Raw genomic sequence first — 24,382 nt, 5'->3', positions numbered from 1 at the left:
TGATCGGCTGATCGGTGACTCGCGGTCATCGTAGGCGGTCCGTCGAAGGGCCGGGCGACGGCGGTCGGCGGGCGGGCCGTAGCATGGCGGGACGATCGACGCAGGGGGGGAACTCCAGATGACGGACGCGACGCAGCCGGGCGGGCCCAACTCGGGGAACCGCGACCCCTGGGCGCCTCCGGAGCGCGGGACCTCGCTGAACAAGAACGACACGCCCCCGCCCGCCGGACCCGCGCAGCCGTCGGGCACGCCCACCGTCGCGGACGGGGTGGCCGGGCCGCAGGGACCGTCCGTGCACGACCAGCCCACCATCGCCTCCATGCCCGGCGCCGGGTTCGCGCCGCCGCACTCGCCGCCGCCACCGCACGGGGCCACGCCCCCGGCCGGCAGTGCGCCGTTCGACGGCTCGGGCTCCGCGGTGCCTCCGCCGCCCGTCGCCCCCACCGGTCCCGGAGTGCCGGGCGGATACGGCTACCCCGGCTACCCCTCGGGCTACGGCTGGCCCGGCCTGCCGGCCCAGCCGCAGAACGGCATGGGCATCGCCGCGATGGTGCTCGGCATCCTCGCCTGCTGTCTGTTCTGCCTGTACGGCGTGGTCTCCGTCGTCCTCGGCGTCCTCGCCATCGTCTTCGGCGTCAAGGGCCGCCGCAAGGCCGAACAGGGTCTCGCCGACAACCACGGTCAGGCCCAGGCCGGCCTGGTCATGGGCGTCATCGGGCTCGTCCTCGGCCTCGTCGTGGTGGTGCTGATAGCGATCGGCATCACGGCGGCCATCAACAGCGAGGAGGACGGCTGGAAGGACGACTACTACGGCGCTGTCCGCCCGGCGGCCGCCGCTCCCGCCTTCCACTGAGGCACGCGCCGAGGAGCCGCGGCTGTACCGGGACGCGCCGCCGCGCCGAGGCGCCCGCAGCGGTACCGAGGAGCCGCGCCGCCGCGCCCGAGGCAGCCGCATCGCGTGACACCGCATGACGATGTGCTCGCTTCCGGCGCATCACCGGTCCGGGCGACAGGATCCGGAACTCCCGGCGAGGGGGAGCGCATCACTAGGATGGCGAGGGTCGTTCAACGGAGGGGAGATCGTTTCTCATGTCCGGCACCAATCCGACGCCTGGCGGGTTCGGGCCGCCGTCCCAGCCCCCGCAGCAGCCGGCCCCGGGCTATGGCTATCCGCAGTCCAACCCCCCGTCCTACGGCTACCCCGCCGCTCCCGGCCAGCAGGGCATGCCCCCGGCGTCCTATCCGCAGGCGGGCGGCTACGGGATGCCGGCCCAGCCGAGCAACGGCATGGGCACCACCGGGCTGGTGCTGGGCATCATCGGCGTGGTCTGCAGTCTCACCTTCTTCCTGTGGTTCTTCGGCGTGATCCTGGGCATCCTCGGGATCATCTTCGGCGCCATCGGCCGCGGGAAGGCCAACCGGGGTGAGGCGACCAACAAGGGAGCGGCCACGGCGGGGCTCGTCTGCGGCATCATCGCCACCGTGGTCCTGCCGCTGCTCGGCCTCCTGCTCTTCGCGAGCCTCATGAGCGTCATGGGCCCATGAGTGCCATGGGCTGAGGGAGAGTGACCCGTGTCGTCCGGGCCGGGGCCCGTGCGGACACCACCGGGAGGTCCGCACAGGCCCCGGCCCTTTCCGCCACCGGGCCCGGAGCCCGTGTCACCGAGTCCCGACGCGCCTCAGCCGCCGCGCAGCCGCCGACGCGCCTCCATCAGCGCGAAGCCCAGCAGATTCGGGCCGCGCCAGCGCTCCGGGTCCATCGCTCCGTCGTCGGTCGCCGCGAGACCGATGCCCCACACCCGGTCCACGGGGCTCGCCTCCACCAGGATGCGCTCGCCCGTGTTCAGCAGGAACTCCCGCAGATCGTCGTGGGCCGCGAACTTGTGGACGCTGCCCTCCACCACGATGCCGAAGCGTTCCTCGCGCCACACCGCCTCGTCGAAGCCGCGCACCAGGCGCCCCGCCTTCTTCGCCTCCGCGGGATGCTTCGCCGCCAGGACGCGCCGCTCGGCCTCCCGGTCCCGGAAGAGACGGGCCTTCGCCGCCATCATCCAGTGCTCGGCCGTCGCGTACTCCACACCGTCCACCGTGAACGGCGACGGCCACCACTGGCTCAGACAGCTCGCTCCCAGCCGGCCGTCCGGGCGCGGCCGATGACCCCAGAAGTGCAGATACTTGACTCGTCTCCCGGCGCGGACCGCCCTGACCAGGGCCTCCCTGGAATCGATCTCTGCCATGCACGCGAGTGTGGCACGCGCCACTGACAATCCGTCTCTCCTTTCCCGCCCCTGCTCGACACCTGGTCGACAGATTCCGTCGCGTAATCAAAAGGAAACAACGGAATCCCTTGTTGGAGTCCCCTGATTCTGTCAGGATCGGCACTCACATTGAGCTGGAGCTACGCCACCCACCCTCAAAGGCGAGGGTACGGCGGAGGGGAGCGACATGCACAACCCGGGCACCGCCCAGGACCGGTTTCCGGCGCAGGAACGTTTCGCGGACGGCGCGCAGTACATCGCCGGCAGACTGACCAGGGGAACCTCGGGCCGCACCCACGCGGTCGTCGACCCGGCCACCGGCGAGGAGATCTGCACCTACGAACTGGCCGGTACCGACGACGTCGACGCCGCGGTCGCCGCCGCGCGCGAGGCGTTCCCCGACTGGGCCGGCGCCACCCCCGGCGACCGCTCGGATGCACTGCACCGCTTCGCCGCCGTGCTCGCCGAGCGGGCCGAGGACTTCGCCCGCGCCGAGTCCCTCCAGTGCGGCAAGCCCCTGAAACTGACCCGCGAGTTCGACGTACCCGGCACGATCGACAACACCGCCTTCTTCGCGGGCGCCGCCCGGCATCTGCAGGGCCAGTCGGCCGGCGAGTACTCCGGCGACCACACCTCCTACATCCGCCGGGAGCCCATCGGGGTCGTCGGTTCCATCGCCCCCTGGAACTACCCCCTGCAGATGGCCGCCTGGAAGATCCTCCCGGCCGTCGCCGCGGGCAACACCATCGTGCTCAAGCCTTCCGAGCTGACCCCGCTGACCTCGCTGATGTTCGCCCAGGCCGCCACGGACGCGGGCATCCCCGACGGCGTCATCAACATCGTCACCGGCACCGGCAAGGAGGCCGGCGAGCACCTGGTCGGCCACCCCGATGTGGCCATGACCTCCTTCACCGGCTCCACCGCCGTCGGCAAGCGCGTCGCCGAGATCGCCACCGCCACCGTCAAGCGCCTCCACCTGGAGCTCGGCGGCAAGGCCCCGTTCGTGGTCTTCGACGACGCCGACCTGGAGGCCGCCGTCAACGGAGCGGTCGCCGGCGCCCTGATCAACACCGGGCAGGACTGCACGGCCGCCACGCGCGCGTATGTGCAGCGCCCCCTGTACGAGGAGTTCGTCGAGCGGACCGCCGCCCTGATGGAGACCGTCCGGCTGGGCGACCCCTTCGCCCCCGGCACCGACCTCGGCCCTCTCGTCTCGTACGCCCAGCGCGACCGCGTCGCCGGTTTCGTCGACCGCGCACGTGCCTACGCGCGCGTGGTCACCGGCGGCGAGGCGCCCCAGGGCGAGCTGAGGAACGGGGCGTACTACCGCCCCACCCTCATCGTGGACGCCGCCCAGGACAGCGAGATCGTCCAGTCGGAGGTCTTCGGTCCCGTCCTCGTCGTCCTCCCCTTCGACACCGACGACGAGGGGATCCGGCTGGCCAACGACATCCCCTACGGTCTGGCCGCCTCGGCCTGGAGCCGGGACGTCTACCGGGCGAACCGGGCGACACGGGAGCTGAGGGCGGGGTGCGTGTGGATCAACGACCACATCCCGATCATCAGCGAGATGCCGCACGGCGGGTACAAGCAGTCCGGCTTCGGCAAGGACATGTCCTCGTACTCGTTCGAGGAATACACGCAGATCAAGCACGTCATGTTCGACAACACGGCGGTGGCCCGCAAGGACTGGCACCGCACCGTTTTCGGGGACCGGTAGCAACGACCCTGGCCCGTGACCGGGCCACCTTCCCGAAAGGGCACCACGCGCATGGAGCAGTACGAGTCCGACCGCCTCACCCCGGCCCGGACGGCCGCCGCACGGCGCGGCCCCCGAGGCGGCAGGGCCTTCCTCAGCCGCCGCTCGCTGCTGCGCGCCTCCGCGGGCGGCGCGCTCGCGGCCGGCGGAATCGGGGCGCTGAGCGCCTGCGGAATCCCTCCGGCCGACCGGACGGCGGGAGGCGTCTCCGCCGAGGACCACTCGACGGAGGAGAAGATCGTCAACTTCTCCAACTGGCCCGTCTACATCGACGTCGACGACAGCGGCAAGAGGCACCCCACGCTCGAGGACTTCACCCGGCAGACCGGCATCAAGGTCAAGTACACCGAGGACGTCAACGACAACACCGAGTTCTTCGGCAAGATCAAGCCGCAGCTCGCCGCCGGACAGGACACCGGCCGGGACCTCATCGTCGTCACCGACTGGCTGGCCGCACGGCTGATCCGGCTGGGCTGGGTGCAGAAACTCGACCCGGCGAACCTGCCGCACGCCTTCGCCAACCTCGCCGATCACCTCCGCAGCCCGGACTGGGACCCGGGGCGCGCCTACTCCTACCCCTGGCAGGGCGTCTCGGCCGTCATCGCCTACAACAAGAAGGCCCTGGACGGCATCGAGGTGAAGTCGGTCTCCGACCTGCTGGACAACCCCAGGCTCAAGGGCCGGGTCTCCTTCCTGTCCGAGATGCGCGACAGCATCGGCCTGACCCTGCTCGACATGGGCAAGGACCCGGCCAAGGTCACCGACGACGACTACGACGCGGCGATCGCCCGCCTGCAGAAGGCCGTCGACAAGGGACAGATACGGCGCTTCACCGGCAACGACTACACCTCCGACCTCACCAAGGGCGACATCGCCGCCTGTGTCGCCTGGGGCGGTGACATCGTCCAGCTCCAGCAGGACAGCCCCGACGTCGACTACGTCATCCCGGAGGCCGGCTGGATGCTGTCCACCGACAACCTGCTGATCCCGAACAAGGCCCGCCACAAGACCAACGCCGAACGGCTGATTGACTTCTACTACCAGCCGAGGCAGGCCGCCCGGCTCGCCGCCTATGTCGCCTTCATCAGTCCCGTCAACGGCGCACGGGAGGAGCTGGCCAGGATCGACAAGGAGGCGGCGGAGAACCCGCTGATCGTCCCCACCAAGGACGTGGCGGCCAGAGCCCACTCCTTCCGCGCCCTGAGCGACAAGGAAGAAGCGGCCTACGAAGCGAAATTCGCGAAGCTCACAGGGGCGTGACGACGATGAGGACCACCCACGACCACGGCGGCGACGTCCGCCTCACCCAGATCAGCAAGACCTACGGCAACTTCACCGCCGTGCACCCGCTGGACCTGACCGTGCCGCAGGGCACCTTCTTCGCCCTGCTCGGTGCCTCCGGCTGCGGCAAGACCACCACCCTGCGCATGATCGCCGGCCTGGAGGAGCCCACACAGGGCACCGTCCACCTCGGCGACCAGGACGTGACGCACCTGCCGCCCTACAAACGCCCGGTCAACACCGTCTTCCAGTCCTACGCCCTCTTCCCCCACCTCGACATCTTCGAGAACGTCGCCTTCGGTCTGCGCCGGCGCGGCATCAAGAACGTGCGCAAGCAGGTCGAGGAGATGCTGGAGCTGGTGCAGCTGGGCGAGCACGCCCGCAAGAAGCCGCACCAGCTCTCCGGCGGCCAGCAGCAGCGCGTCGCGGTCGCCCGCGCGCTGATCAACCACCCCAAGGTGCTGCTGCTCGACGAGCCGCTCGGCGCCCTGGACCTGAAACTGCGCCGCCAGATGCAGCTGGAGCTCAAGCGCATCCAGACCGAGGTCGGCATCACCTTCATCCATGTCACGCACGACCAGGAGGAGGCCATGACCATGGCCGACACCGTCGCCGTGATGAACGCCGGCCGCGTCGAGCAGCTCGGCTCGCCCACCGACCTCTACGAGAACCCGAAGAGCACGTTCGTCGCGAACTTCCTCGGCACCTCCAACCTGATCGAGGCCGAGGTCGACACCCGCGGCGGCGACGAGATCGTCCTGAAGGCGGGCGGCTGCACGCTCTCCCTGCCCCGGGCACGGTGCTCGGCCCCGGCGACGGCCGGCGGCAAGCTGCTCGTCGGCATCCGCCCGGAGAAGATCTCCCTCACCCACGCCGATGACGCGGGCCGGGTCCCCGAGGGCCGCAACCGCCTCACCGGCAGGATCACCGCCTCCAGTTTCATCGGCGTCTCCACGCAGTACGTGATCGACAGCCCGGCCTGTCCCGGCCTCGAGGTCTACGTCCAGAACCTCGACCGCGACGCCCGCCTGGTGCCCGGTGCCGAGGTCGTCCTGCACTGGGACCCGGCCCACACCTTCGGCCTGGACGCCGCCCAGGACATCGACGCCGGCGTGGAGACCGTGGAGTCGGACGAGGGGGTGGCCGCCTGATGGCCGCAGTCACCCGGGCGCCCGCCCCGCCGGCGCCCGCCGGCCCCGAGCAGAGACCACCGCGCAGACGGGGCCGCCTCACGCCGTACTGGCTGCTGCTGCCCGGCCTGCTGTGGCTGGTGCTCTTCTTCGTCCTGCCGATGGTCTACCAGGCCTCCACCTCCGTGCAGACGGGCTCCCTGGAGGAGGGCTACAAGGTCACCTGGCACTTCGTGACCTACTGGGAGGCGGTGTCCGAGTACTGGCCGCAGTTCGTCCGCTCGGTCCTCTACGCGGCCTCCGCGACGGTCCTGTGCCTGCTGCTCGGCTACCCGCTCGCCTATCTGCTCGCCTTCCGCGCGGGCCGCTGGCGCAATCTGCTCCTGGTCCTGGTGATTGCGCCGTTCTTCACCAGCTTCCTGATCCGCACCCTGGCCTGGAAGACCATCCTCGCGGACAACGGCCCGCTCGTCGGCGCCCTCGACGCCCTGCACGTCCTGGACGTCACCAACTGGCTCGGCTGGACCTCCGGCGACCGTGTGCTGGCCACCCCGCTCGCGGTGGTGTGCGGTCTGACGTACAACTTCCTGCCGTTCATGATCCTGCCGCTGTACACCTCGCTGGACCGCATCGACCCGCGGCTGCACGAGGCGGCGGGCGACCTGTACGCCACGCCCCTCACCACCTTCCGCAAGGTCACCTTCCCGCTGTCGATGCCGGGCGTGGTCTCCGGCACGCTGCTGACCTTCATCCCCGCCGCCGGCGACTACGTCAACGCCGATCTGCTCGGCTCCACCGACACCCGCATGATCGGCAACGTCATCCAGACACAGTTCCTGCGGATCCTCGACTACCCGACGGCCGCGGCCCTGTCCTTCATCCTCATGGCCGCGATCCTCGTCATGGTCACCGTCTACATCCGCAGGTCCGGCACGGAGGATCTGGTGTAAATGGCCTTCGTCAACTGGCTCAAGCGCAACCTCGTCGTCATCGCCGGACTGCTGACGCTCGGCTATCTGCTCCTGCCGAACGTCGTCGTCATGGTGTTCTCCTTCAACAAACCGAAGGGGCGCTTCAACTACCAGTGGCAGGAGTTCTCCACGGACGCCTGGAAGGACCCGTGCGGCGTCGCCGACATGTGCGGATCGCTGGCGCTCAGCCTCCAGATCGCCGTCTGGGCCATGATCGGCGCCACCCTCCTCGGCACGATGATCGCCTTCGCGCTGGTCCGCTACCGCTTCCGTGCCCGCGGCGTGGTGAACTCGCTGATCTTCCTGCCGATGGCGATGCCCGAGGTGGTCATGGCGGCCTCGCTGCTCACCCTGTTCCTCAACATGGGGGCCCAGCTCGGCTTCTGGACCATCCTGATCGCGCACATCATGTTCTGCCTCAGCTTCGTCGTCGTCGCCGTCAAGGCGCGCGTGATGTCGATGGACCCGAGGCTGGAGCAGGCCGCGCAGGACCTGTACGCCGGACCGTTCCAGACGTTCCTCCGCGTCACCCTGCCGATCGCGGCCCCCGGAATCGCCGCCGGAGCGCTGCTCGCCTTCGCGCTCTCCTTCGACGACTTCATCATCACCAACTTCAACTCCGGTTCGACCGTCACCTTCCCCATGTTCGTCTGGGGCGCGGCACAGCGCGGCACCCCCGTCCAGATCAATGTCATCGGTACGGCCATGTCCGTCATCGCCGTCCTGCTCGTCGTGACCGCCATGGTCATCAGCAACCGCCGCGCCCGGCAGAAGGCGTGAGAAGCCGGACACGGACGTCGTCTCGCCGGAGCAGCGGAACCGACTCTGTAGGGAGTTGAAATCATGGCCACAAGCGCCATGAGCCGTGAGAACAAGTGGATCACCGCTCTCGCCGACGCCCAGCCGGTCCCGTACTGGCTGGACGACCCCGGCAGGCCCCGCCCGGAGCCCGCGCTCACCGGGGACGAGAGCTGCGACCTGCTGGTCGTGGGCGGCGGCTACAGCGGACTGTGGACCGCGCTGATCGCCAAGGAGCGCGATCCCGGCACGGATGTGGTGCTGGTGGAGGGCCACGAGGTGGGCTGGGCCGCCTCCGGCCGCAACGGCGGCTTCTGCGCCGCCTCCCTCACCCACGGCCTGCCCAACGGACTGACCCGCTGGCCCCGTGAGATCCACAAGCTGGAGGAACTGGGCGCCCGCAACCTCGACGCCATCGAGGAGACGGTCGCCCGCCACTCCATCGACTGCGAGTTCGAACGCACCGGTGAGATCGACGTCGCCACCGAGCCGTACCAGGCCTGGGAACTGAAGGAGTGGTACGCGCAGGCACGACGGAAAGGACTCGCCGACGGCATCGAGTACCTCGACCGGGACGCGGTGCGCGCACAGGTCGCCTCACCCATCTTCGAAGCCGGCCTGTGGAACCGCCGCGGGGTCGCCATGCTCCACCCGGCCAAGCTCGCCTGGGGCCTGAAACAGGCATGCCTGCGGCTCGGCGTGCGCCTCTACGAGCACACCCCCGCCCTGACCCTGAAGCAGTACGGCATCGGCATGGAGGTCCGCACCCCCTACGGCCGGGTCCGCGCCCACCGGGTCGCCCTCGGCACCAACGTCTTCCCCAGCCTGGTCAGACGGGTCCGCCCCTACACCATCCCGGTCTACGACTACGCCCTGATGACCGAGCCGCTGACCGACGACCAGATGGCGTCGATCGGCTGGAGGAACCGCCAGGGCCTCGCGGACAGCGCCAACCAGTTCCACTACTTCCGCCTCTCCGCGGACAACCGCATCCTGTGGGGCGGCTACGACGCGGTCTACCCCTACGGCGGCCGGGTGCGCGCCGAGTACGACCACCGCCCGGAGACCTACGCCAGGCTCGCCGGCCACTTCTTCACCTGCTTCCCGCAGCTGGAGGGCATCCGCTTCACCCACGCCTGGGGCGGCGCGATCGACACCTGCTCACGTTTCTCGGCCTTCTTCGGCACCGCCCACCAGGGCCGGGTCGCCTACGCGGCCGGCTACACGGGCCTCGGCGTCGGCGCCACCCGCTTCGGCGCCGAGGTGATGCTCGACCTGCTGGCCGGGGAGCGCACCGAGCGCACCGAACTGGAGATGGTCCGCACCAAGCCCCTGCCCTTCCCGCCCGAGCCGTTCGCCTGGACCGGCATCGCCCTCACCAAATGGTCCCTGGCCCGCGCCGACGCCAACGGCGGCCGCCGCAACCTGTGGCTGCGCACCATGGACCGCCTGGGCCTGGGCTTCGACAGCTGACACCGGGGGGGAAGGGCTTCTGGAAGCCCTTCCCCCCTTCTTCTCCCGCCGGGCGTTCGCGGCGGTTCTCACGGCGGCCTTCGCGAGGTCCGGCGCACGCAGGACACGGACCGGGTCGGCGGGGCGGCTGCGACCTCGAGCAGCAGCCACAGCGCGGCGAGCAGCACCGTGCCCAGGCACCAGCCGGCCACGACGTCCAGGGGCCAGTGGTAGCCGCGCCGCACGAGCCCGTACGACACGCCGAGGACGAGGGCGGCGCACACGCCGACGACCACGCACCGGGCGAGGACGGTCCGCAGCCAGGGAAGGAGCACCAGGGCCACGCCCCCGTAGGCGACGGAGGCGGTGACCGTGTGCCCGGAGGGGAAGTAACCCGTCCCGGGCGGCACGGCCGTCGTGCCGGGCCGGGCCGTCCACGCCTTGAGCGGCAGGACGAGCACCGGCACCAGCAGCATCAGCCCCGCCGCCCCGAGCGGCGCCGACCACCACCGCTCCCTGCCCGCGGCCCGTCCCCGCCAGGCCACGTATCCGAGCACGGCCGCCAGCACGGGAACCGCGACCTGCACGTTCCCGAGGTCCGCGAGCAGTTCGGAGCCCCGGTCCGGACGCAGCAGAGCGTCGCTGACGTCCCGGTCCACGCCCAGCAGCGGACCGTGGCTGACGACCTGCCAGGTGATCAGCGAGAACAGCAGGACCGGAAGCCCGACGAACCAGACGAGAAGCAAGGAGACCCGCGAGGACGACACGCGCACAGCTTCGCAGGTGCGGCGACGAGTGGCGGGTGTGGGCCACGGCCGCGTCTCCTGACTGGGCGTTCGGCTCGGACATGTGGCCCAAAGCCGCCACATGTGCCCGCCATCCCGCGCGAAGGGCCGGCGCGAGGAGGAGGGGGGAGAGCTGCGCCGGCCCTGCGGGAACGGCCCGTTCGGCGGCCGTTCGGACCGGGACGTCGCGCGCCCCGGGGGGTGTGGGGCGGGCGACGTCCCGATCGGTGAGGAGGTTTCGGAGCCTGCCGGCTCCGGGTGTGCGCGCGAGGTACGACCAGGTCGAAGCCGGGAGGCAACGGCCTGTCGCCCACAGTTCCCCGTGGGCGGGTGTCTTTCTCATCCGACGAGGAGAAGCTACGGCAGCGGGGGGACGCAGAACAGCCGGAACGGCGCCCTGCCATCCACCCCGCACACCTTCTTCACAGGCTCTGCCGCCGACTGGGGCAGGCGTGCGGACGCACCGCTCAGATGTCTCAGATGCGGGCGAACGCCTGCTCGATGATGTCCAGGCCCTCGTTCAGAAGGTTCTCGCCGATCACCAGCGGGGGCAGGAAGCGCAGCACGTTGCCGTAGGTGCCACAGGTCAGGACCAGCAGGCCCTCGGCGTGGCAGGCCTTGGCGAGGGCGGCCGTCGCCTCCGGGTTCGGCTCCTTGGTCGTCCGGTCCTTGACCAGCTCGATGGCGATCATGGCGCCGCGGCCGCGGACGTCGCCGATGACGTCGAACTTCTCGGCCATGGCGGTGAGGCGGGACTTCATGATCGCCTCGATGTTCTTCGCCTTGGCGTTGAGGTTCAGCTCCTTCATCGTCTCGATCGCGCCGAGCGCACCCGCGCAGGCCACCGGGTTGCCGCCGTAGGTGCCGCCCAGGCCGCCCACGTGGGCGGCGTCCATGATCTCGGCGCGGCCGGTGACGGCCGACAGGGGCAGACCGCCGGCGATGCCCTTCGCGGTGGTGATCAGGTCCGGGACGATGCCCTCGTCCTCGCACGCGAACCACTGGCCCGTGCGGCAGAAGCCGGACTGGATCTCGTCCGCCACGAACACGATGCCGTTGTCGGCGGCGAACCGGCGGATCGCCGGCAGGAAGCCCTTGGCCGGCTCGATGAAGCCGCCCTCACCGAGCACCGGCTCGATGATGATCGCGGCCACGTTGTCGGCGCCGACCTGCTTGCTGATCTGGTCGATGGCCATCGCGGCGGCCTCGGGGCCGGCGTTCTCCGGGCCGGTCGGCCAGCGGTAGGGGTAGGCGACCGGGACGCGGTAGACCTCGGGGGCGAAGGGGCCGAAGCCGTGCTTGTACGGCATGTTCTTCGCGGTCAGCGCCATGGTGAGGTTGGTACGGCCGTGGTAGCCGTGGTCGAAGACCACCACCGCCTGGCGCCTGGTGTACGCGCGGGCGATCTTGACGGCGTTCTCCACGGCCTCGGCGCCGCTGTTGAACAGGGCCGACTTCTTGGCGTGGTCGCCCGGCGTGAGCTCGGCCAGCGCCTCGGCGACGGCCACGTAGCCCTCGTACGGCGTGACCATGAAACACGTGTGGGTGAAGTCGGCGAGCTGGGCGGAGGCGCGGCGCACGACGGCCTCGGCGGACGCGCCGACCGAGGTCACCGCGATACCGGAGGCGAAGTCGATGAGGCGGTTGCCGTCGACGTCCTCGATGATGCCGCCGTCGGCCCGGGTGACGAAGACCGGCAGCACGGAGCCCACGCCCTGCGCGACCGCGGCGGTACGGCGGGCCTGCAGCTCCTGCGACTTCGGGCCGGGGATGGCGGTGACGACGCGGCGCTCCTGCTCGAGTGCGGTCATGGGGGCTCCTGATGATCGTGCGTGGGTGAAGGGAAGCGACGGATGGGTGCGGTGAACCACCTGGCGGACGCTGTCTTCTTTTCTCGCAGGTTAGGGCGGCGGGGAAGAGGGGGGCATGCTCCATGTGGGCGTTGTCGGCGGCCGCGGTTGTCCGCGATGGATAGAGAGACGGATAGAGAGAGGGGGAGGGAAAGAGCGGGAGAGGGCGCGGCCGGAAAAGGAGGGAAACGCCGGCGCCAAGGCGCGCGCCTTGGCGCGCAATCGGTGAACTCCCCTTGCCCGGACGTTAGATTGACTCGCTGACGGTGGACGGAACGGCTGGCCAGGGGGCGAGGTCGATGGACGACGGGACGCAGGACGCCCTGGGCGCGCATCCGAAGCACGCCGGCCCGGTGCCGCGCCCGGCGGTACCGCCGGACGCTCCCGCGATGCCACCGCGGCCGAGCCGGCCCCCGAGTGCCCCGGACACGTCCGGGCATCCCCCGCAGGGGCGGCTTCCGCGTTCCGCCGTGGCCGACTGGCTCGACACCCCCCGTCCGGCCGCCGCCCCGGGCATCTGGCGCCTCGGGTACCGGATGCCCGAGGAGCCGGTGCGGAAGGAGCGGCTCAACCCGCTGACCATCGCCGGGATGCTCATCCCGCTCGCACTGGCCGTCGTGGTGTGGTCGCTGTGGCGGCAGGGCGTCATCCCGTACCAGTACACACTGCTGCGGCTGTTCACCCCCGACGAGTGGTGGTGGGGCGGCACCCTGGCCACGCCCAAGAAGTTCCCCGGCCGCTCCCTTGAGGTCCCGGGCACAGAGGCCCGGATCGTCTACGACGGCCTGTTCTTCGCCCTGCTCGTCTACGCGGTCGGCCGCCTCGGCAGCTGGCCCGACGTCGTACGGCACTTCGTGGGCCGTCGGCCGCAGCCCGCCCGCGCCCTGTGGGCGGCGGGCGGCGCCCTGATCACGCTGAGCCTGGTCTTCCCCGAGGCTTTCCCGCTCGTCGGCTGGGACCCCCTGCCGGTCGTCGACCCCGTGTTCTCCCTGGTCGTGCTCGTCTCCGGCGGCTACGACCTGTTCACCTCCCCGCTGTTCACCACCACGCTGTACGCGCTCATCACCCTGCTGGTCGTCTGGCCGTTCGCCCGGCTCGGCGGCTGGCGGGCGTACGCCAGGGAGCTGGCCGCCCGCCGCCGGGCCGCCGCGGAGCCCGTCGCCCCGCTCCCGGCGGAGCCGTCCCGCTCGCAGTGGCCCGCACTGCGCCACGCCGGGCAGCACCAGGCGGCCGACCGGCTGACCGCCGAGGTGGCCGGAGGCCGGATGAACGACGTGGACTGCGCCCGCATCGAGCGGATGTGGGAGGAGGCCCGGCGGGAGGGCCGCACGGCCGCCTTCACCGACACCGTGCTGCGGCAGGGCGGCGCCGCCTGGACCCACCCCTCCGGGGATCGTGACCTGCCCGGCCGCACCGCGCGTCACGACCTGCTCCAGGGGCAGGTGCTCCTGGGGCGCTGGGTGCCGGGGGAGCGGTGCCCGCGCGCCTACCAGGGCGCCGGTGCCGCCGTGGACCCGGACACCCTCGGCACCTCGCTGCTGGTGGTCGGCCCGCCCGGCTCCGGCAAGACCCGGCACGTCACCAGGCCGGTCACCGAGGCGCTGGCGCTGCAGGCGCTGACCGGCCGGTGCGCGGTCGTCGCCGTCTGCGCCGCCGGGACCCCGCTCGGCCCCGACGCGGCGTACGACGTGGTGGTGCGGATCGGCGACCCCGCCTCCCTGCACGACCTCGATCCCTACGCCGGGTCCGACGACCCCGACGAGGCCGCCGCCGTCCTCGCCGAGGCCCTGGCCGGAGACCTCGGCACCGTCGGCAACCAGAGCGCCGCCACCGCGCTCGCCCAGCTGCTCGGCCCCTACCGGGCGGTGCACGGGCACTTCCCGCCGCTGCCGGTGCTGCGCGAGCTGCTGGAGGGCGAGCCGGGCGCGCTGGCGTCGCTGCGGGCGGGGCTCGCGGCCGACGAGCACGCCGTGATGCGGCGTGAGCTGGACGCCCGGATGCGGCAGGCGGGCTCCGCCGCCGACGCCGGCCCGGTGCTCGCCGACCGGCTCGCGCTCCTCGACCGGCCGGCCTTCGCCGAGTTCTTCGGCGGAGGCACCGGCGGCGCCGGCGGCGACAGGCCGTTCTCGCTGCGCGCCGTGGTCCACCATCCGCTGCGGGTCCGCATCGACCTGCCCGAGCAGGGACACGAGGAGGCGTCCCGGCTGATCGCCCGGCTGGTCCTGGCCCAGTTCCACACCGTCGTCCGGGACACCCGGCGCCCGCACTTCGCCTGCCTGGTCCTCGACGACGCCACCGGGACCGTCACCGCCGAGTCGGTGCGCCGTCTCCAGCGGCTGCGCGCGCAGAACGCGGGAGTCGTCCTCGCGCTCCGCTCGGTCGCCGACGTGCCCGAGGCGCTGCACGGCCCGCTGCTGGGGGCCGTCGGCTGCCGTATGGCGCTCTCCGGGGTCACCACCTGGGACGGCAGCCGGTTCTCACAGGCCTGGGGCACCGAGTGGGTGGAGACCACGGAGACGGCCCAGCACACCGTCTTCGCCCACCAGCCGATGACCCGTGCCATCCACGCCCTGCGCAAGCTGGTGACCGGACGGGCCGTGACCACGGACTCGGTGACGACCCGCCGGGTCGAGCGGGAGCGCTGGTCCGCCTCCCAGCTGGCCCACGAGGTCCCGCCGGGACACGCCGTGCTGTCGCTGACCAGTGTGCGGGGCGACCAGGCACCGCCTCTGCTGGTGGATCTGAGAGGCTGAACGAGTCGGACATCTGTACGTGTGGTCACACGTTTCGTCGGATGTCGCTCCTACGGTGAGGCAGAATTGACACGGGCCGTTCATACACGGCGGCAAAAATTCATCACCGATTCACCACCGTCGGCCAGAAGCAGATCTCCGCAGACCAGAAGGCCTCATGCCCCTGACGCTCGCCTCGCTCGTCCAGCACTCCGCGCTCAAGCTGACCGTGCGGGCGGGCGGGGACCGCCTGGACGTGCCCGTCCGCTGGGCCCATGTCAGCGAACTCGCCGACCCCGTGCCGTACATGGAGGGCGGGGAGCTGCTGCTGATCACCGCGCTCCAGCTGGACGCGGAGAACCCCCAGGCCATGCGCCGCTATGTGAAGCGGCTGGCCGAGGCCGGCGTCGTCGGGATCGGCTTCGCCGTCGGCGTCAACTACGACGAGATCCCCGAGGCGCTCGTCGAGGCGGCCGAGGAGGAGGGGCTGCCGCTGCTGGAGGTGCCCCGCCGCACCCCGTTCCTCGCCATCAGCAAGGCGGTCTCGGCGGCCCTCGCGGCCGACCAGTACCGGGCGGTCACGGCGGGCTTCGCCGCCCAGCGGGAGCTGACCAGGCAGGCCCTGAGCGCCGGGCCCGAGGGGCTGCTCGCCGCGCTCGCCGCCCAGGTCGACGGCTGGACGGCGCTCTACGACGCCTCGGGCGCCGTCGTCGCCACCGCACCGGAGTGGGCGGGCCGCAGGGCCGCCCGTCTCACCGCGGAGGTCGAACGGCTGCGGGACCGCCCGGCGCCCGCGTCGGCCGTGGTGGGCGGACCGGAGACCGGGGACCGTGTGGAGCTGCACTCCCTCGGCACCGGCCGCCGCCCGCGCGCCGCGCTCGCCGTCGGCACGGCCGCCGCCCTCGGCACCGCCGAGCGGTACGCCGTCCACTCCGCCATCGCCCTGCTGACCCTCATCACGGAACGCTCCCGCTCGCTGCACGCCGCCGAGCAGCGGATCGGCGCCGCCGTTCTGCGCATGCTGCTCGCCGGCCAGCCGGACCACGCCCGGGCCGTCGCCGGGGACCTGTACGGCGGTCTGCTGGACGCCCCCTTCCGGATGATCGTCGCCGAGTCCGCCCCGGCGTCCGCCACGCGGGCGCACGCCGACGCCCACGCGCGCGTGCGGACCGCCACGCCACCCGTGGCCGCGATGCCGCCCCCGGCCGCGACCGTGAGGTCCGCGGCCGCCGTGCCGGCCGCGGCCGAGGACGACGGTCCGCTCGCCGGGCTCGCCGAGGTCGTGGAGACGGCCGCCGCACGGTCCGGGGAGGCGGTGCTGATCGTGCCCGAGGGGGAGCGGCTTGTGGTGCTGGCCGCCGACGGGGGCGCGGCCCTGGCGGCGTGCGGGGAGTACGCGGAGGCGCTGGAGGCGGCGCGGACCAAGGCCGTGGGCGAGCAGACCGGCGGCGAGGGAGGCGAACTGGTCGTGGGCCTGTCCGCACCGACCGGGCCCGTCGCGACCGCCGTCGCGTACAAGCAGGCCGAACAGGCGCTGTCGGTGGCACGGAGGCGTGGACGCGTCCTCGTCGAGCACGAGCAGCTCGCGTCCGGTTCGGTGCTGCCGCTGCTCGCGGACGACGCGGTCAGGGCGTTCGCCGACGGGCTGCTGCGCCCCCTGCACGAGCACGACGCCACCGGCCGCGGCAACCTCGTGGCCTCGCTGCGGGCCTGGCTGTCACGGCACGGCCAGTGGGACGCGGCCGCCGCCGACCTCGGCGTGCACCGGCACACCCTGCGCTACCGGATGCGCAGGGTCGAGGAGATCCTCGGCCGCTCCCTGGACGACGCGGACGTACGGATGGAGCTGTGGCTGGCCCTGAAGGCGACCTCCCACGAATAGCCCCGGACGCCCCGGGCACCCGGACCCCAGGTGTCCCCGGACACCGCCGGACACCCCGGCTCCCGCCCTCCCGCCCTCCTGCCCTCCCGCTTCCTGCCGTCCTGCCCCGCCGCACCCCCTGTCGCACCGGCCCTGCGCCAATCCGGCGCACGCACGGGGGCCACTGCTCCACCTCGGCCAAGCGCCGACGGCCCGCCCCGGCCCTACCGTTGACGACGCAAGCAGACCCCTCGACGCGGAAGGGCCGGGAACCTCACGATGACTTCCCCACACGCCTTCTGGCTCGCCGGCCGCCAGGCCACCGGCGAGGACACCTTCGACGTCACCTCCCCGTGGGACGGACGGCTGGTCGGCACGGTGAGCGTGCCGACCGACGCCCAGGTGGAGGAGGCCGTGGCCGCCGCGTACGCCGTGCGGGACGAGTTCGCCGCCACCCCGGCGCATGTGCGTGCCGCCGCCCTGGACCACGTCAGCAAGCGGCTGGCCGAGCGTGCCGAGGAGATCGCGCAGCTGATCTCCGCCGAGAACGGCAAGCCGATCAAGTGGGCGCGCGGTGAGGTCGGCCGTGCCGTGTCCGTGTTCCGCTTCGCCGCGGAGGAGGCCCGCCGGTTCAACAGCGGTGAGGCGCAGCGTCTGGACACCGACGCCGGCGGCCAGGGGCGGCTGGCGTTCACCCGCCGCTTCCCCAAGGGTGTCGTCCTCGGCATCGCGCCGTTCAACTTCCCGCTGAACCTGTGCGCCCACAAGGTCGCCCCGGCCATCGCCGCCGGCGCCCCGATCATCCTCAAGCCGGCCCCCGCCACCCCGCTGTCCGGGCTGATCCTCGGTGGGCTGCTGGCCGAGACCGATCTGCCCGCCGGCTCCTGGTCGGTCCTCCCGGTCCCCAACGACAGGATGCCCGCCCTGGTCCAGGACGAGCGGCTGCCGGTCATCTCCTTCACCGGTTCGGAGAAGGTCGGCTACTCGATCATGGAGTCGGTGCCGGGCAAGCACTGCACCCTGGAGCTCGGCGGCAACGCCGCGGCCGTCGTCCTCGCCGACTGGGCGAGCGACGAGGACCTGGACTGGGCCGCGAACCGCATCGCCACCTTCTCCAACTACCAGGGCGGCCAGTCCTGCATCTCCGTGCAGCGCGTGATCGCCGACGCCTCCGTGTACGAGCGTCTGCTGCCGCGGATCGTCGCCGCCGTCGAGGCCCAGGTCACCGGCGACCCCTCCGACCCCGCGACCGATGTCGGCCCGCTGATCAGCGAGGACGCGGCCAAGCGCGTGGAGTCCTGGGTGCAGGAGGCCGTCGAGGCCGGCGCCACCCTCCTCACCGGCGGCAAGCGCGACGGCGCCTCCTACGCGCCGACCGTCCTGACCGACGTGCCGGCCGATGTGACGATCTCCTGCGAGGAGGTCTTCGGACCGGTTCTGACCGTGCAGAAGGTGAACGGCGAGACCGAGGCCTTCGCCGCGGTCAACGACTCCAGGTACGGCCTTCAGGCGGGCGTCTTCACCCACGACCTCCAGGCCGCCTTCCGTGCCCACCGCGCCCTGGAGGTCGGCGGCGTGGTCATCGGCGACGTCCCCTCCTACCGCGCCGACCAGATGCCCTACGGCGGCGCCAAGCGGTCCGGTGTGGGCCGCGAGGGCGTGAAGTTCGCGATGGACGACTACACCTACGAGCGCGTCCTGGTCCTGACCGGACTGGCCCTGTAGGCCGGACGCCCCGGCAGCCGACGACGGCCGGAGCCCGCTGTGCGGGGGCTCCGGCCGTCATTCGTGCGCAACGGGGCCTGTCCGGTGCGAGGTCCGGTGCGAGCGGCGCGGTTCCTGGTGGCGCAGATGGCGTACGACGCGGGGGATCCGCCGGTTCCCCGGCATCGGTTCCGGGCTGCCCACCGTCGCCGGCATCCACGAGACCGCCCGGGGCGTCGTGCCCGAGAGCAGGGGTGTCCACATGGACGACGACCCCGTCGCCCCGGCCGACACCGACGCGTTGCCGCGCGGTCGCCCGAGGGAACAGTCCGTCCGAGGGACGGTCCGCCTGCCTCGGCGTTTCACGCCGATGTGCGCGATCCACGGGAGATCCCTGCCCGAAGGGGACTCACGCGCTGGACTTTGTGGCTCCGTCTTGTCTGCCTCGTTGCGGGTGACCGGAGCCCCTGCCGTATGCGCCCGGCGACGGGAGCCGGGTACGTGACCGTCCGAGGGCCCGCCTCCGCGCACACAAGGGGCCTTCTCGCCGGTGCGCGGCAGCGTGTCGTGGCCGTGGCCGGCGCACAGGGACGGCGAAGCCGGCGGGGCGGGCGGGGCGCCGGTGAGCCATCCGAATGGAGCACACAACTGGTCGCCGCGCCGTGCTCCCCCGATGCTGGGTGACACCGCCCCGAAACAGAACGGTGGACTGCGAGCGTCCGTGCACGAGGGGTGGTGGGCCCGCCCGGTATCGGGTACATACGGTCCAGTAGCACCGGTCAGTAACGGACTGCCCTCACAATCCCTATTCGCGGCGAGGTGAGCCTCATGTCCGCACCAACGTCCAGCAAGCCCGTCGTCACCGAGCGCGAGGCGCGCGAGGTGGCGGAGGCCGCCCGGGAGCAGGACTGGCGCAAGCCCAGCTTCGCCAAGGAGCTGTTCCTCGGCCGGTTCCGGCTCGGCCTCATCCATCCGCACCCGCTCCCGGCCGAGGAGGACGTCCAGCGCGGTGAGGAGTTCCTCGCCAAGCTCCGCGACTTCTGCGAGACGAAGATCGACTCGGCCCGGATCGAGCGGGACGCGCGGATCCCGGACGAGGTCATCACCGGCCTCAAGGAGCTCGGCGCCCTCGGCATGAAGATCGACACCAAGTACGGCGGGCTCGGCCTGACCCAGGTCTACTACAACAAGGCCCTCGCCCTGGCCGGCTCCGCCAGCCCCGCGGTCGGCGCGCTGCTCTCCGCGCACCAGTCGATCGGTGTACCGCAGCCGGTGAAGCTCTTCGGCACCCAGGAGCAGAAGGACACCTTCCTGCCGCGCTGCGCCCGCACGGACATCTCCGCCTTCCTGCTGACCGAGCCGGACGTGGGCTCCGATCCGGCGCGCCTGGCGACCACGGCGGTCCCCGACGGCGACGACTACATCCTCGACGGGGTCAAGCTGTGGACGACCAACGGGGTGGTCGCCGACCTCCTCGTCGTCATGGCGCGCGTGCCGAAGTGCGAGGGCCACCGCGGCGGCATCACCGCCTTCGTCGTCGAGGCCGCCTCCGAGGGCATCACGGTGGAGAACCGCAACGCCTTCATGGGCCTGCGCGGCATCGAGAACGGCGTCACCCGCTTCCACCGGGTGCGCGTCCCGGCCGCCAACCGCATCGGCGAGGAGGGCCAGGGACTGAAGATCGCCCTGACCACCCTCAACACCGGCCGGCTGTCCCTGCCCGCGATGTGCGCGGGCGCGGGCAAGTGGTGCCTGAAGATCGCCCGCGAGTGGTCGGCGGCCCGCGAGCAGTGGGGCAAGCCGATCGCGCTGCACGAGGCGATCGGTTCGAAGATCTCCTTCATCGCGGCCACCACCTTCGCGCTGGAGGCGGTGCTCGACCTGTCCTCCCAGATGGCCGACGAGGACCGCAACGACATCCGCATCGAGGCCGCCCTCGCCAAGCTCTACGGCTCGGAGATGGCCTGGAGGATGGCGGACGAGCTGGTCCAGATCCGCGGCGGCCGCGGCTTCGAGACGGCCGCGTCCCTCGCCGCCCGCGGCGAACGCGCGGTCCCCGTCGAGCAGTTGCTGCGCGACCTGCGCATCAACCGCATCTTCGAGGGGTCCACCGAGATCATGCACCTGCTGATCGCCCGTGAGGCCGTCGACGCCCATCTCGCGGTCGCCGGCGACCTCATCGACCCCGACAAGTCCCTGCCGGACAAGGCGAAGGCGGGCGTGAACGCCGGTGCCTTCTACGCCAAGTGGCTGCCGAAGCTGGTCGCCGGCCCCGGACAGCTCCCGCGGTCGTACGCCGAGTTCCACCCGCCCGGCCACCGCGACCTCTCGACCCACCTGCGCTACGTCGAACGCCACGCCCGCAAGCTCGCCCGCTGCACCTTCTACGCCATGTCCCGCTGGCAGGGCCGGCTGGAGACCAAGCAGGGCTTCCTCGGCCGGATCGTCGACATCGGCGCCGAACTGTTCGCGATGAGCGCGGCCTGCGTCCGCGCCGAACTCCTGCGCACCCGGGGCGACCACGGCCGCGAGGCCTACCAGCTCGCCGACGCCTTCTGCCACCAGGCCCGCATCCGCGTCGACGAACTCTTCGGCCGTCTGTGGACCAACACCGACGACCTGGACCGCAAGGTCGTCAAGGGCGTCCTCAACGGCCTCTACACCTGGCTGGAGGAGGGCGTCATCGACCCCTCGGACGACGGACCGTGGATCGCCGAGGCGGAACCCGGTCCCTCCCGCCGGAAGAACGTGCACCGGCCGATCCGCTGACGCCGGGCACAGGTACGGCGTGACGAGCCCCGAAGCCCGGCGGTCGCGGTGACGAGCGGACCGGCCGTGCCCGCCGGGCGGCGCGGACCCCTGGGGAGCGTGATGTCCGGCCCTGCACCCCGGCTCGGGGGACGTGCTGCCCTGCCGGACATCCGCTGCCGCCACAATGGGGGAATGAGCGACAGTCCAGCCCCCCTCGCCGATCCGCATCTCGTCTTCGACCCCGTGACCGGGGACGGACCCAGGGATGTGGTGATCCTCGGATCCACCGGGTCCATCGGCACCCAGGCCATCGACCTCGTGCTGCGCAACCCGGACCGTTTCAGGGTGACCGGGCTCTCCGCCAACGGCGGACGGGTCGGACTCCTCGCCGAGCAGGCGCACCGGCTCCGGGTGCGGACCGTCGCGGTGGCTCGCGAGGACGTCGTACCGGCGCTGAGCGAGGCGCTGTCCGCCCAGTACGGGGCGGGGGAGCCGCTGCCCGAGATCCTCGCCGGGCCCGACGCCGCCACCCAGCTCGCCGCCTCCGACTGCCACACCGTTCTCAACGGGATCACCGGTTCCATCGGCCTCGCCCCGACCCTTGCCGCCCTGGAGGCGGGCCGTACGCTCGCGCTCGCCAACAAGGAGTCGCTCATCGTCGGCGGCCCGCTGGTCAAGGCCCTCGCCAAGCCGGGTCAGATCATCCCCGTGGACTCCGAGCACGCCGCCCTCTTCCAGGCGCTGGCCGCCGGGACGAGAGCCGATGTGCGCAAGCTCATCGTCACCGCCTCCGGCGGGCCCTTCCGGGGCCGTACCAAGGAGGAACTCACGAACGTCACCGTCGAGGACGCCCTCGCCCACCCCACCTGGGCCATGGGACCGGTGATCACCGTCAACTCCGCCACCCTGGTCAACAAGGGCCTGGAGGTCATCGAGGCACACCTGCTGTACGACATCTCCTTCGACCGCATTGAGGTGGTCGTGCATCCGCAGTCGTATGTCCACTCGATGATCGAGTTCACTGACGGATCCACCCTCGCCCAGGCGACGCCCCCCGATATGCGCGGGCCCATCGCCATCGGTCTCGGCTGGCCCGAACGCGTCCCCGACGCCGCCCCCGCCTTCGACTGGAGCACCGCGTCGACCTGGGAGTTCTTCCCCCTCGACAACGACGCCTTCCCCGCCGTCGAGCTCGCCCGGCACGTGGGCCGGCTCGGCGGCACCGCCCCGGCCGTGTTCAACGCCGCCAACGAGGAGTGCGTCGACGCGTTTCTGCGCGGCACACTGCCCTTCAACGGGATCATGGAGACCGTGACACGAGTGGTCGAGGAACACGGCACCCCCCGTGCGGGAACCGCGCTCACCGTGCCGGACGTCCTCGAGGCGGAGACCTGGGCCCGCGCCCGGGCCCGGGAACTGACAGCGCAGACGGCGACCGCGGAGGCGCGCGCATGACGTCCCTGATGATGATCCTCGGCATAGTCGTCTTCGTGGTCGGCCTGCTGGTCTCGATCGCCTGGCACGAGCTGGGGCATCTGTCCACCGCCAAGTTCTTCGGCATCCGTGTGCCGCAGTACATGGTGGGTTTCGGCCCGACCCTGTGGTCGCGGCGGAAGGGCGAGACGGAGTACGGCATCAAGGCCATTCCGCTCGGCGGCTACATCCGCATGATCGGCATGTTCCCGCCGGGCGACGACGGCCGGATCACCGCACGGTCCACCTCGCCCTGGCGCGGCATGATCGAGGACGCCCGCGCGGCGGCCTTCGAGGAGCTGGAGCCCGGGGACGAGAAGCGCCTGTTCTACACGCGTGCTCCGTGGAAGCGGATCATCGTGATGTTCGCGGGGCCCTTCATGAACCTGGTCCTCGCGTTCGTGCTGTTCCTGGTCGTCCTCATGGGCTTCGGCATCTCGCAGCAGACGACCACCGTCAGCTCGGTCTCCCAGTGCGTCATCGCGCAGAGCGAGAACCGTGACACCTGCCGGAAGACCGACCCCCTCTCCCCGGCCGCAGCCGCGGGCCTGAAGGCCGGCGACACGATCGTCTCCTTCAACGGGGTGAGGACCGACAACTGGGACCAGCTCTCCGACCTCATCCGCGCCAACCCCGGCAAGAAGGTGCCGATCGTCGTCGAGCGGGACGGCCGGGACGTCACCCTGCACGCGAAGATCGCCACGAACCAGGTCGCCAAGAAGGACTCCCGCGGCCAGATCGTCCCGGGCGAGTACGTCGAAGCCGGCTTCCTCGGCTTCAGCGCCGCCAACGGCATCGTCCGCCAGGACTTCGGCCAGTCCCTGACCTGGATGGGCGACCGCCTCGGCGAGGCCGCCCACTCCATCGCGAGCCTGCCCGCCAAGGTGCCCGCCCTGTGGAACGCGGCCTTCGACGGCGCCCCCCGCCAGCCCGACTCCCCGATGGGCGTGGTCGGCGCGGCCCGCGTCGGCGGCGAGATCTTCACCCTGGACATCCCGCCCACCCAGCAGCTGGCCATGGCCCTGATGCTGGTCGCCGGCTTCAACCTCTCCCTGTTCCTGTTCAACATGCTCCCGCTGCTGCCGCTCGACGGCGGCCATATCGCGGGCGCCCTGTGGGAGTCGCTGCGCCGGCATCTGGCGCGGCTGCTGCGCCGCCCGGACCCGGGCCCCTTCGACGTGGCGAAGCTGATGCCGGTGGCCTATGTGGTGGCGGGTGTGTTCATCTGCTTCACCCTGCTCGTCCTCATCGCCGACGTCGTCAACCCCGTCAGAATCTCCTAGCCACCCACGGTGCGGAAGGGGGCCGGGCGGATCCTCCGCCCGGCCCCCTTCCCGCGCTCCCCTCCCCATGAGTGGTTTGACGGGTGGGATGTGCCGCCGCGCACGGCCGTGCCGTAACCTCAAGGCCTGAAGCCCCCGCCGCTGACCGGGGCCGGACCTTGATCCACGACTTGGGGTTGCACAGCAGATGACTGCGATTTCTCTCGGCATGCCGTCCGTTCCGACCAGGCTCGCAAAGCGGCGCAAGAGCCGGCGGATTCAGGTCGGGTCGGTGGCGGTGGGCGGGGACGCGCC

18 protein-coding genes are annotated in these 24,382 nt (G+C 71.6%); 15 read left to right on the top strand and 3 right to left on the bottom strand.

Going from position 1 to position 24,382, the window contains the following annotated elements:
• Nucleotides 1-118: 118 nt before the first annotated feature.
• Nucleotides 119-853 carry a DUF4190 domain-containing protein gene (locus ABD224_RS16090; RefSeq protein ID WP_344050278.1) on the top strand — a complete coding sequence of 245 codons (735 nt, stop codon included), beginning with the start codon at nucleotides 119-121 and terminating at the stop codon, nucleotides 851-853.
• Between the two features lie 236 nt (nucleotides 854-1,089).
• The gene (locus ABD224_RS16085; RefSeq protein ID WP_344050277.1) at nucleotides 1,090-1,545 is read left to right on the top strand and encodes a DUF4190 domain-containing protein; all 456 of its coding nucleotides are present in this window, start codon (nucleotides 1,090-1,092) and stop codon (nucleotides 1,543-1,545) included.
• A 134-nt stretch (nucleotides 1,546-1,679) separates the two neighbouring features.
• Here the strand turns inward: ABD224_RS16085 and ybiA are convergent, their stop codons facing one another.
• On the bottom strand, nucleotides 1,680-2,237 hold the full coding sequence (gene ybiA / locus ABD224_RS16080; protein WP_344050276.1) for a riboflavin biosynthesis intermediates N-glycosidase: 558 nt from the start codon (nucleotides 2,235-2,237) through the stop codon (nucleotides 1,680-1,682).
• A gap of 208 nt (nucleotides 2,238-2,445) precedes the next feature.
• Here ybiA and ABD224_RS16075 point away from each other — a divergent pair, with 208 nt between their 5' ends.
• From ABD224_RS16075 to ABD224_RS16050, 6 genes are all read left to right on the top strand, one after another.
• A complete protein-coding gene (locus ABD224_RS16075; RefSeq protein WP_344050275.1) occupies nucleotides 2,446-3,978 on the top strand; it encodes a gamma-aminobutyraldehyde dehydrogenase in 1,533 nt (510 codons plus the stop codon).
• A 51-nt stretch (nucleotides 3,979-4,029) separates the two neighbouring features.
• The gene (locus ABD224_RS16070) at nucleotides 4,030-5,277 is read left to right on the top strand and encodes a polyamine ABC transporter substrate-binding protein (protein WP_344050274.1); all 1,248 of its coding nucleotides are present in this window, start codon (nucleotides 4,030-4,032) and stop codon (nucleotides 5,275-5,277) included.
• Complete coding sequence (locus ABD224_RS16065; RefSeq protein ID WP_344050272.1) at nucleotides 5,274-6,449, top strand: ABC transporter ATP-binding protein; 1,176 nt, start codon at nucleotides 5,274-5,276, stop codon at nucleotides 6,447-6,449. Before ABD224_RS16070 ends, ABD224_RS16065 begins: the two co-directional genes overlap by 4 nt.
• Entirely contained in the window at nucleotides 6,449-7,378 is a 930-nt protein-coding gene (locus tag ABD224_RS16060; protein ID WP_344050271.1) for an ABC transporter permease, read from the top strand. Before ABD224_RS16065 ends, ABD224_RS16060 begins: the two co-directional genes overlap by 1 nt.
• The gene (locus ABD224_RS16055) at nucleotides 7,379-8,179 is read left to right on the top strand and encodes an ABC transporter permease (RefSeq protein WP_344050270.1); all 801 of its coding nucleotides are present in this window, start codon (nucleotides 7,379-7,381) and stop codon (nucleotides 8,177-8,179) included.
• Nucleotides 8,180-8,242: 63 nt separating this feature from the next.
• A complete protein-coding gene (locus ABD224_RS16050; RefSeq protein ID WP_344050269.1) occupies nucleotides 8,243-9,670 on the top strand; it encodes an NAD(P)/FAD-dependent oxidoreductase in 1,428 nt (475 codons plus the stop codon).
• Nucleotides 9,671-9,738: 68 nt separating this feature from the next.
• Here the strand turns inward: ABD224_RS16050 and ABD224_RS16045 are convergent, their stop codons facing one another.
• The gene (locus ABD224_RS16045) at nucleotides 9,739-10,416 is read right to left on the bottom strand and encodes a phosphatase PAP2 family protein (protein ID WP_344050268.1); all 678 of its coding nucleotides are present in this window, start codon (nucleotides 10,414-10,416) and stop codon (nucleotides 9,739-9,741) included.
• A 494-nt stretch (nucleotides 10,417-10,910) separates the two neighbouring features.
• Nucleotides 10,911-12,245, bottom strand: a complete 1,335-nt coding sequence (gene gabT, locus ABD224_RS16040) for a 4-aminobutyrate--2-oxoglutarate transaminase (protein ID WP_344050267.1) — start codon at nucleotides 12,243-12,245, stop codon at nucleotides 10,911-10,913.
• Nucleotides 12,246-12,583: 338 nt separating this feature from the next.
• Between gabT and ABD224_RS16035 the strand changes: the two genes are divergently transcribed.
• The 7 genes from ABD224_RS16035 (at nucleotide 12,584) to ABD224_RS16010 (ending at nucleotide 24,088) form a co-directional block, all read left to right on the top strand.
• Complete coding sequence (locus tag ABD224_RS16035) at nucleotides 12,584-15,037, top strand: ATP/GTP-binding protein (RefSeq protein WP_344050266.1); 2,454 nt, start codon at nucleotides 12,584-12,586, stop codon at nucleotides 15,035-15,037.
• Between the two features lie 157 nt (nucleotides 15,038-15,194).
• Complete coding sequence (locus ABD224_RS16030) at nucleotides 15,195-16,898, top strand: PucR family transcriptional regulator (protein WP_344050265.1); 1,704 nt, start codon at nucleotides 15,195-15,197, stop codon at nucleotides 16,896-16,898.
• Nucleotides 16,899-17,156: 258 nt separating this feature from the next.
• On the top strand, nucleotides 17,157-18,602 hold the full coding sequence (locus ABD224_RS16025; RefSeq protein WP_344050264.1) for an aldehyde dehydrogenase family protein: 1,446 nt from the start codon (nucleotides 17,157-17,159) through the stop codon (nucleotides 18,600-18,602).
• 37 nt (nucleotides 18,603-18,639) lie between these two features.
• On the top strand, nucleotides 18,640-19,086 hold the full coding sequence (locus ABD224_RS29455) for an SAM-dependent methyltransferase (RefSeq protein WP_425580984.1): 447 nt from the start codon (nucleotides 18,640-18,642) through the stop codon (nucleotides 19,084-19,086).
• Between the two features lie 323 nt (nucleotides 19,087-19,409).
• Nucleotides 19,410-21,350, top strand: a complete 1,941-nt coding sequence (locus ABD224_RS16020; RefSeq protein WP_344050263.1) for an acyl-CoA dehydrogenase family protein — start codon at nucleotides 19,410-19,412, stop codon at nucleotides 21,348-21,350.
• Between the two features lie 174 nt (nucleotides 21,351-21,524).
• Entirely contained in the window at nucleotides 21,525-22,787 is a 1,263-nt protein-coding gene (gene dxr, locus ABD224_RS16015) for a 1-deoxy-D-xylulose-5-phosphate reductoisomerase (RefSeq protein ID WP_344050262.1), read from the top strand.
• 8 nt (nucleotides 22,788-22,795) lie between these two features.
• The gene (locus ABD224_RS16010) at nucleotides 22,796-24,088 is read left to right on the top strand and encodes a M50 family metallopeptidase (RefSeq protein WP_344050325.1); all 1,293 of its coding nucleotides are present in this window, start codon (nucleotides 22,796-22,798) and stop codon (nucleotides 24,086-24,088) included.
• Nucleotides 24,089-24,382: the final 294 nt, after the last annotated feature.

Origin of the sequence: Streptomyces thermoalcalitolerans (assembly GCF_039525155.1) — a bacterium.
GTDB classification, from domain to species: domain Bacteria; phylum Actinomycetota; class Actinomycetes; order Streptomycetales; family Streptomycetaceae; genus Streptomyces; species Streptomyces thermovulgaris.
Note: the sequence above shows the minus strand (reverse complement) of the source record. Positions and strands in the feature narration are given on the sequence as shown.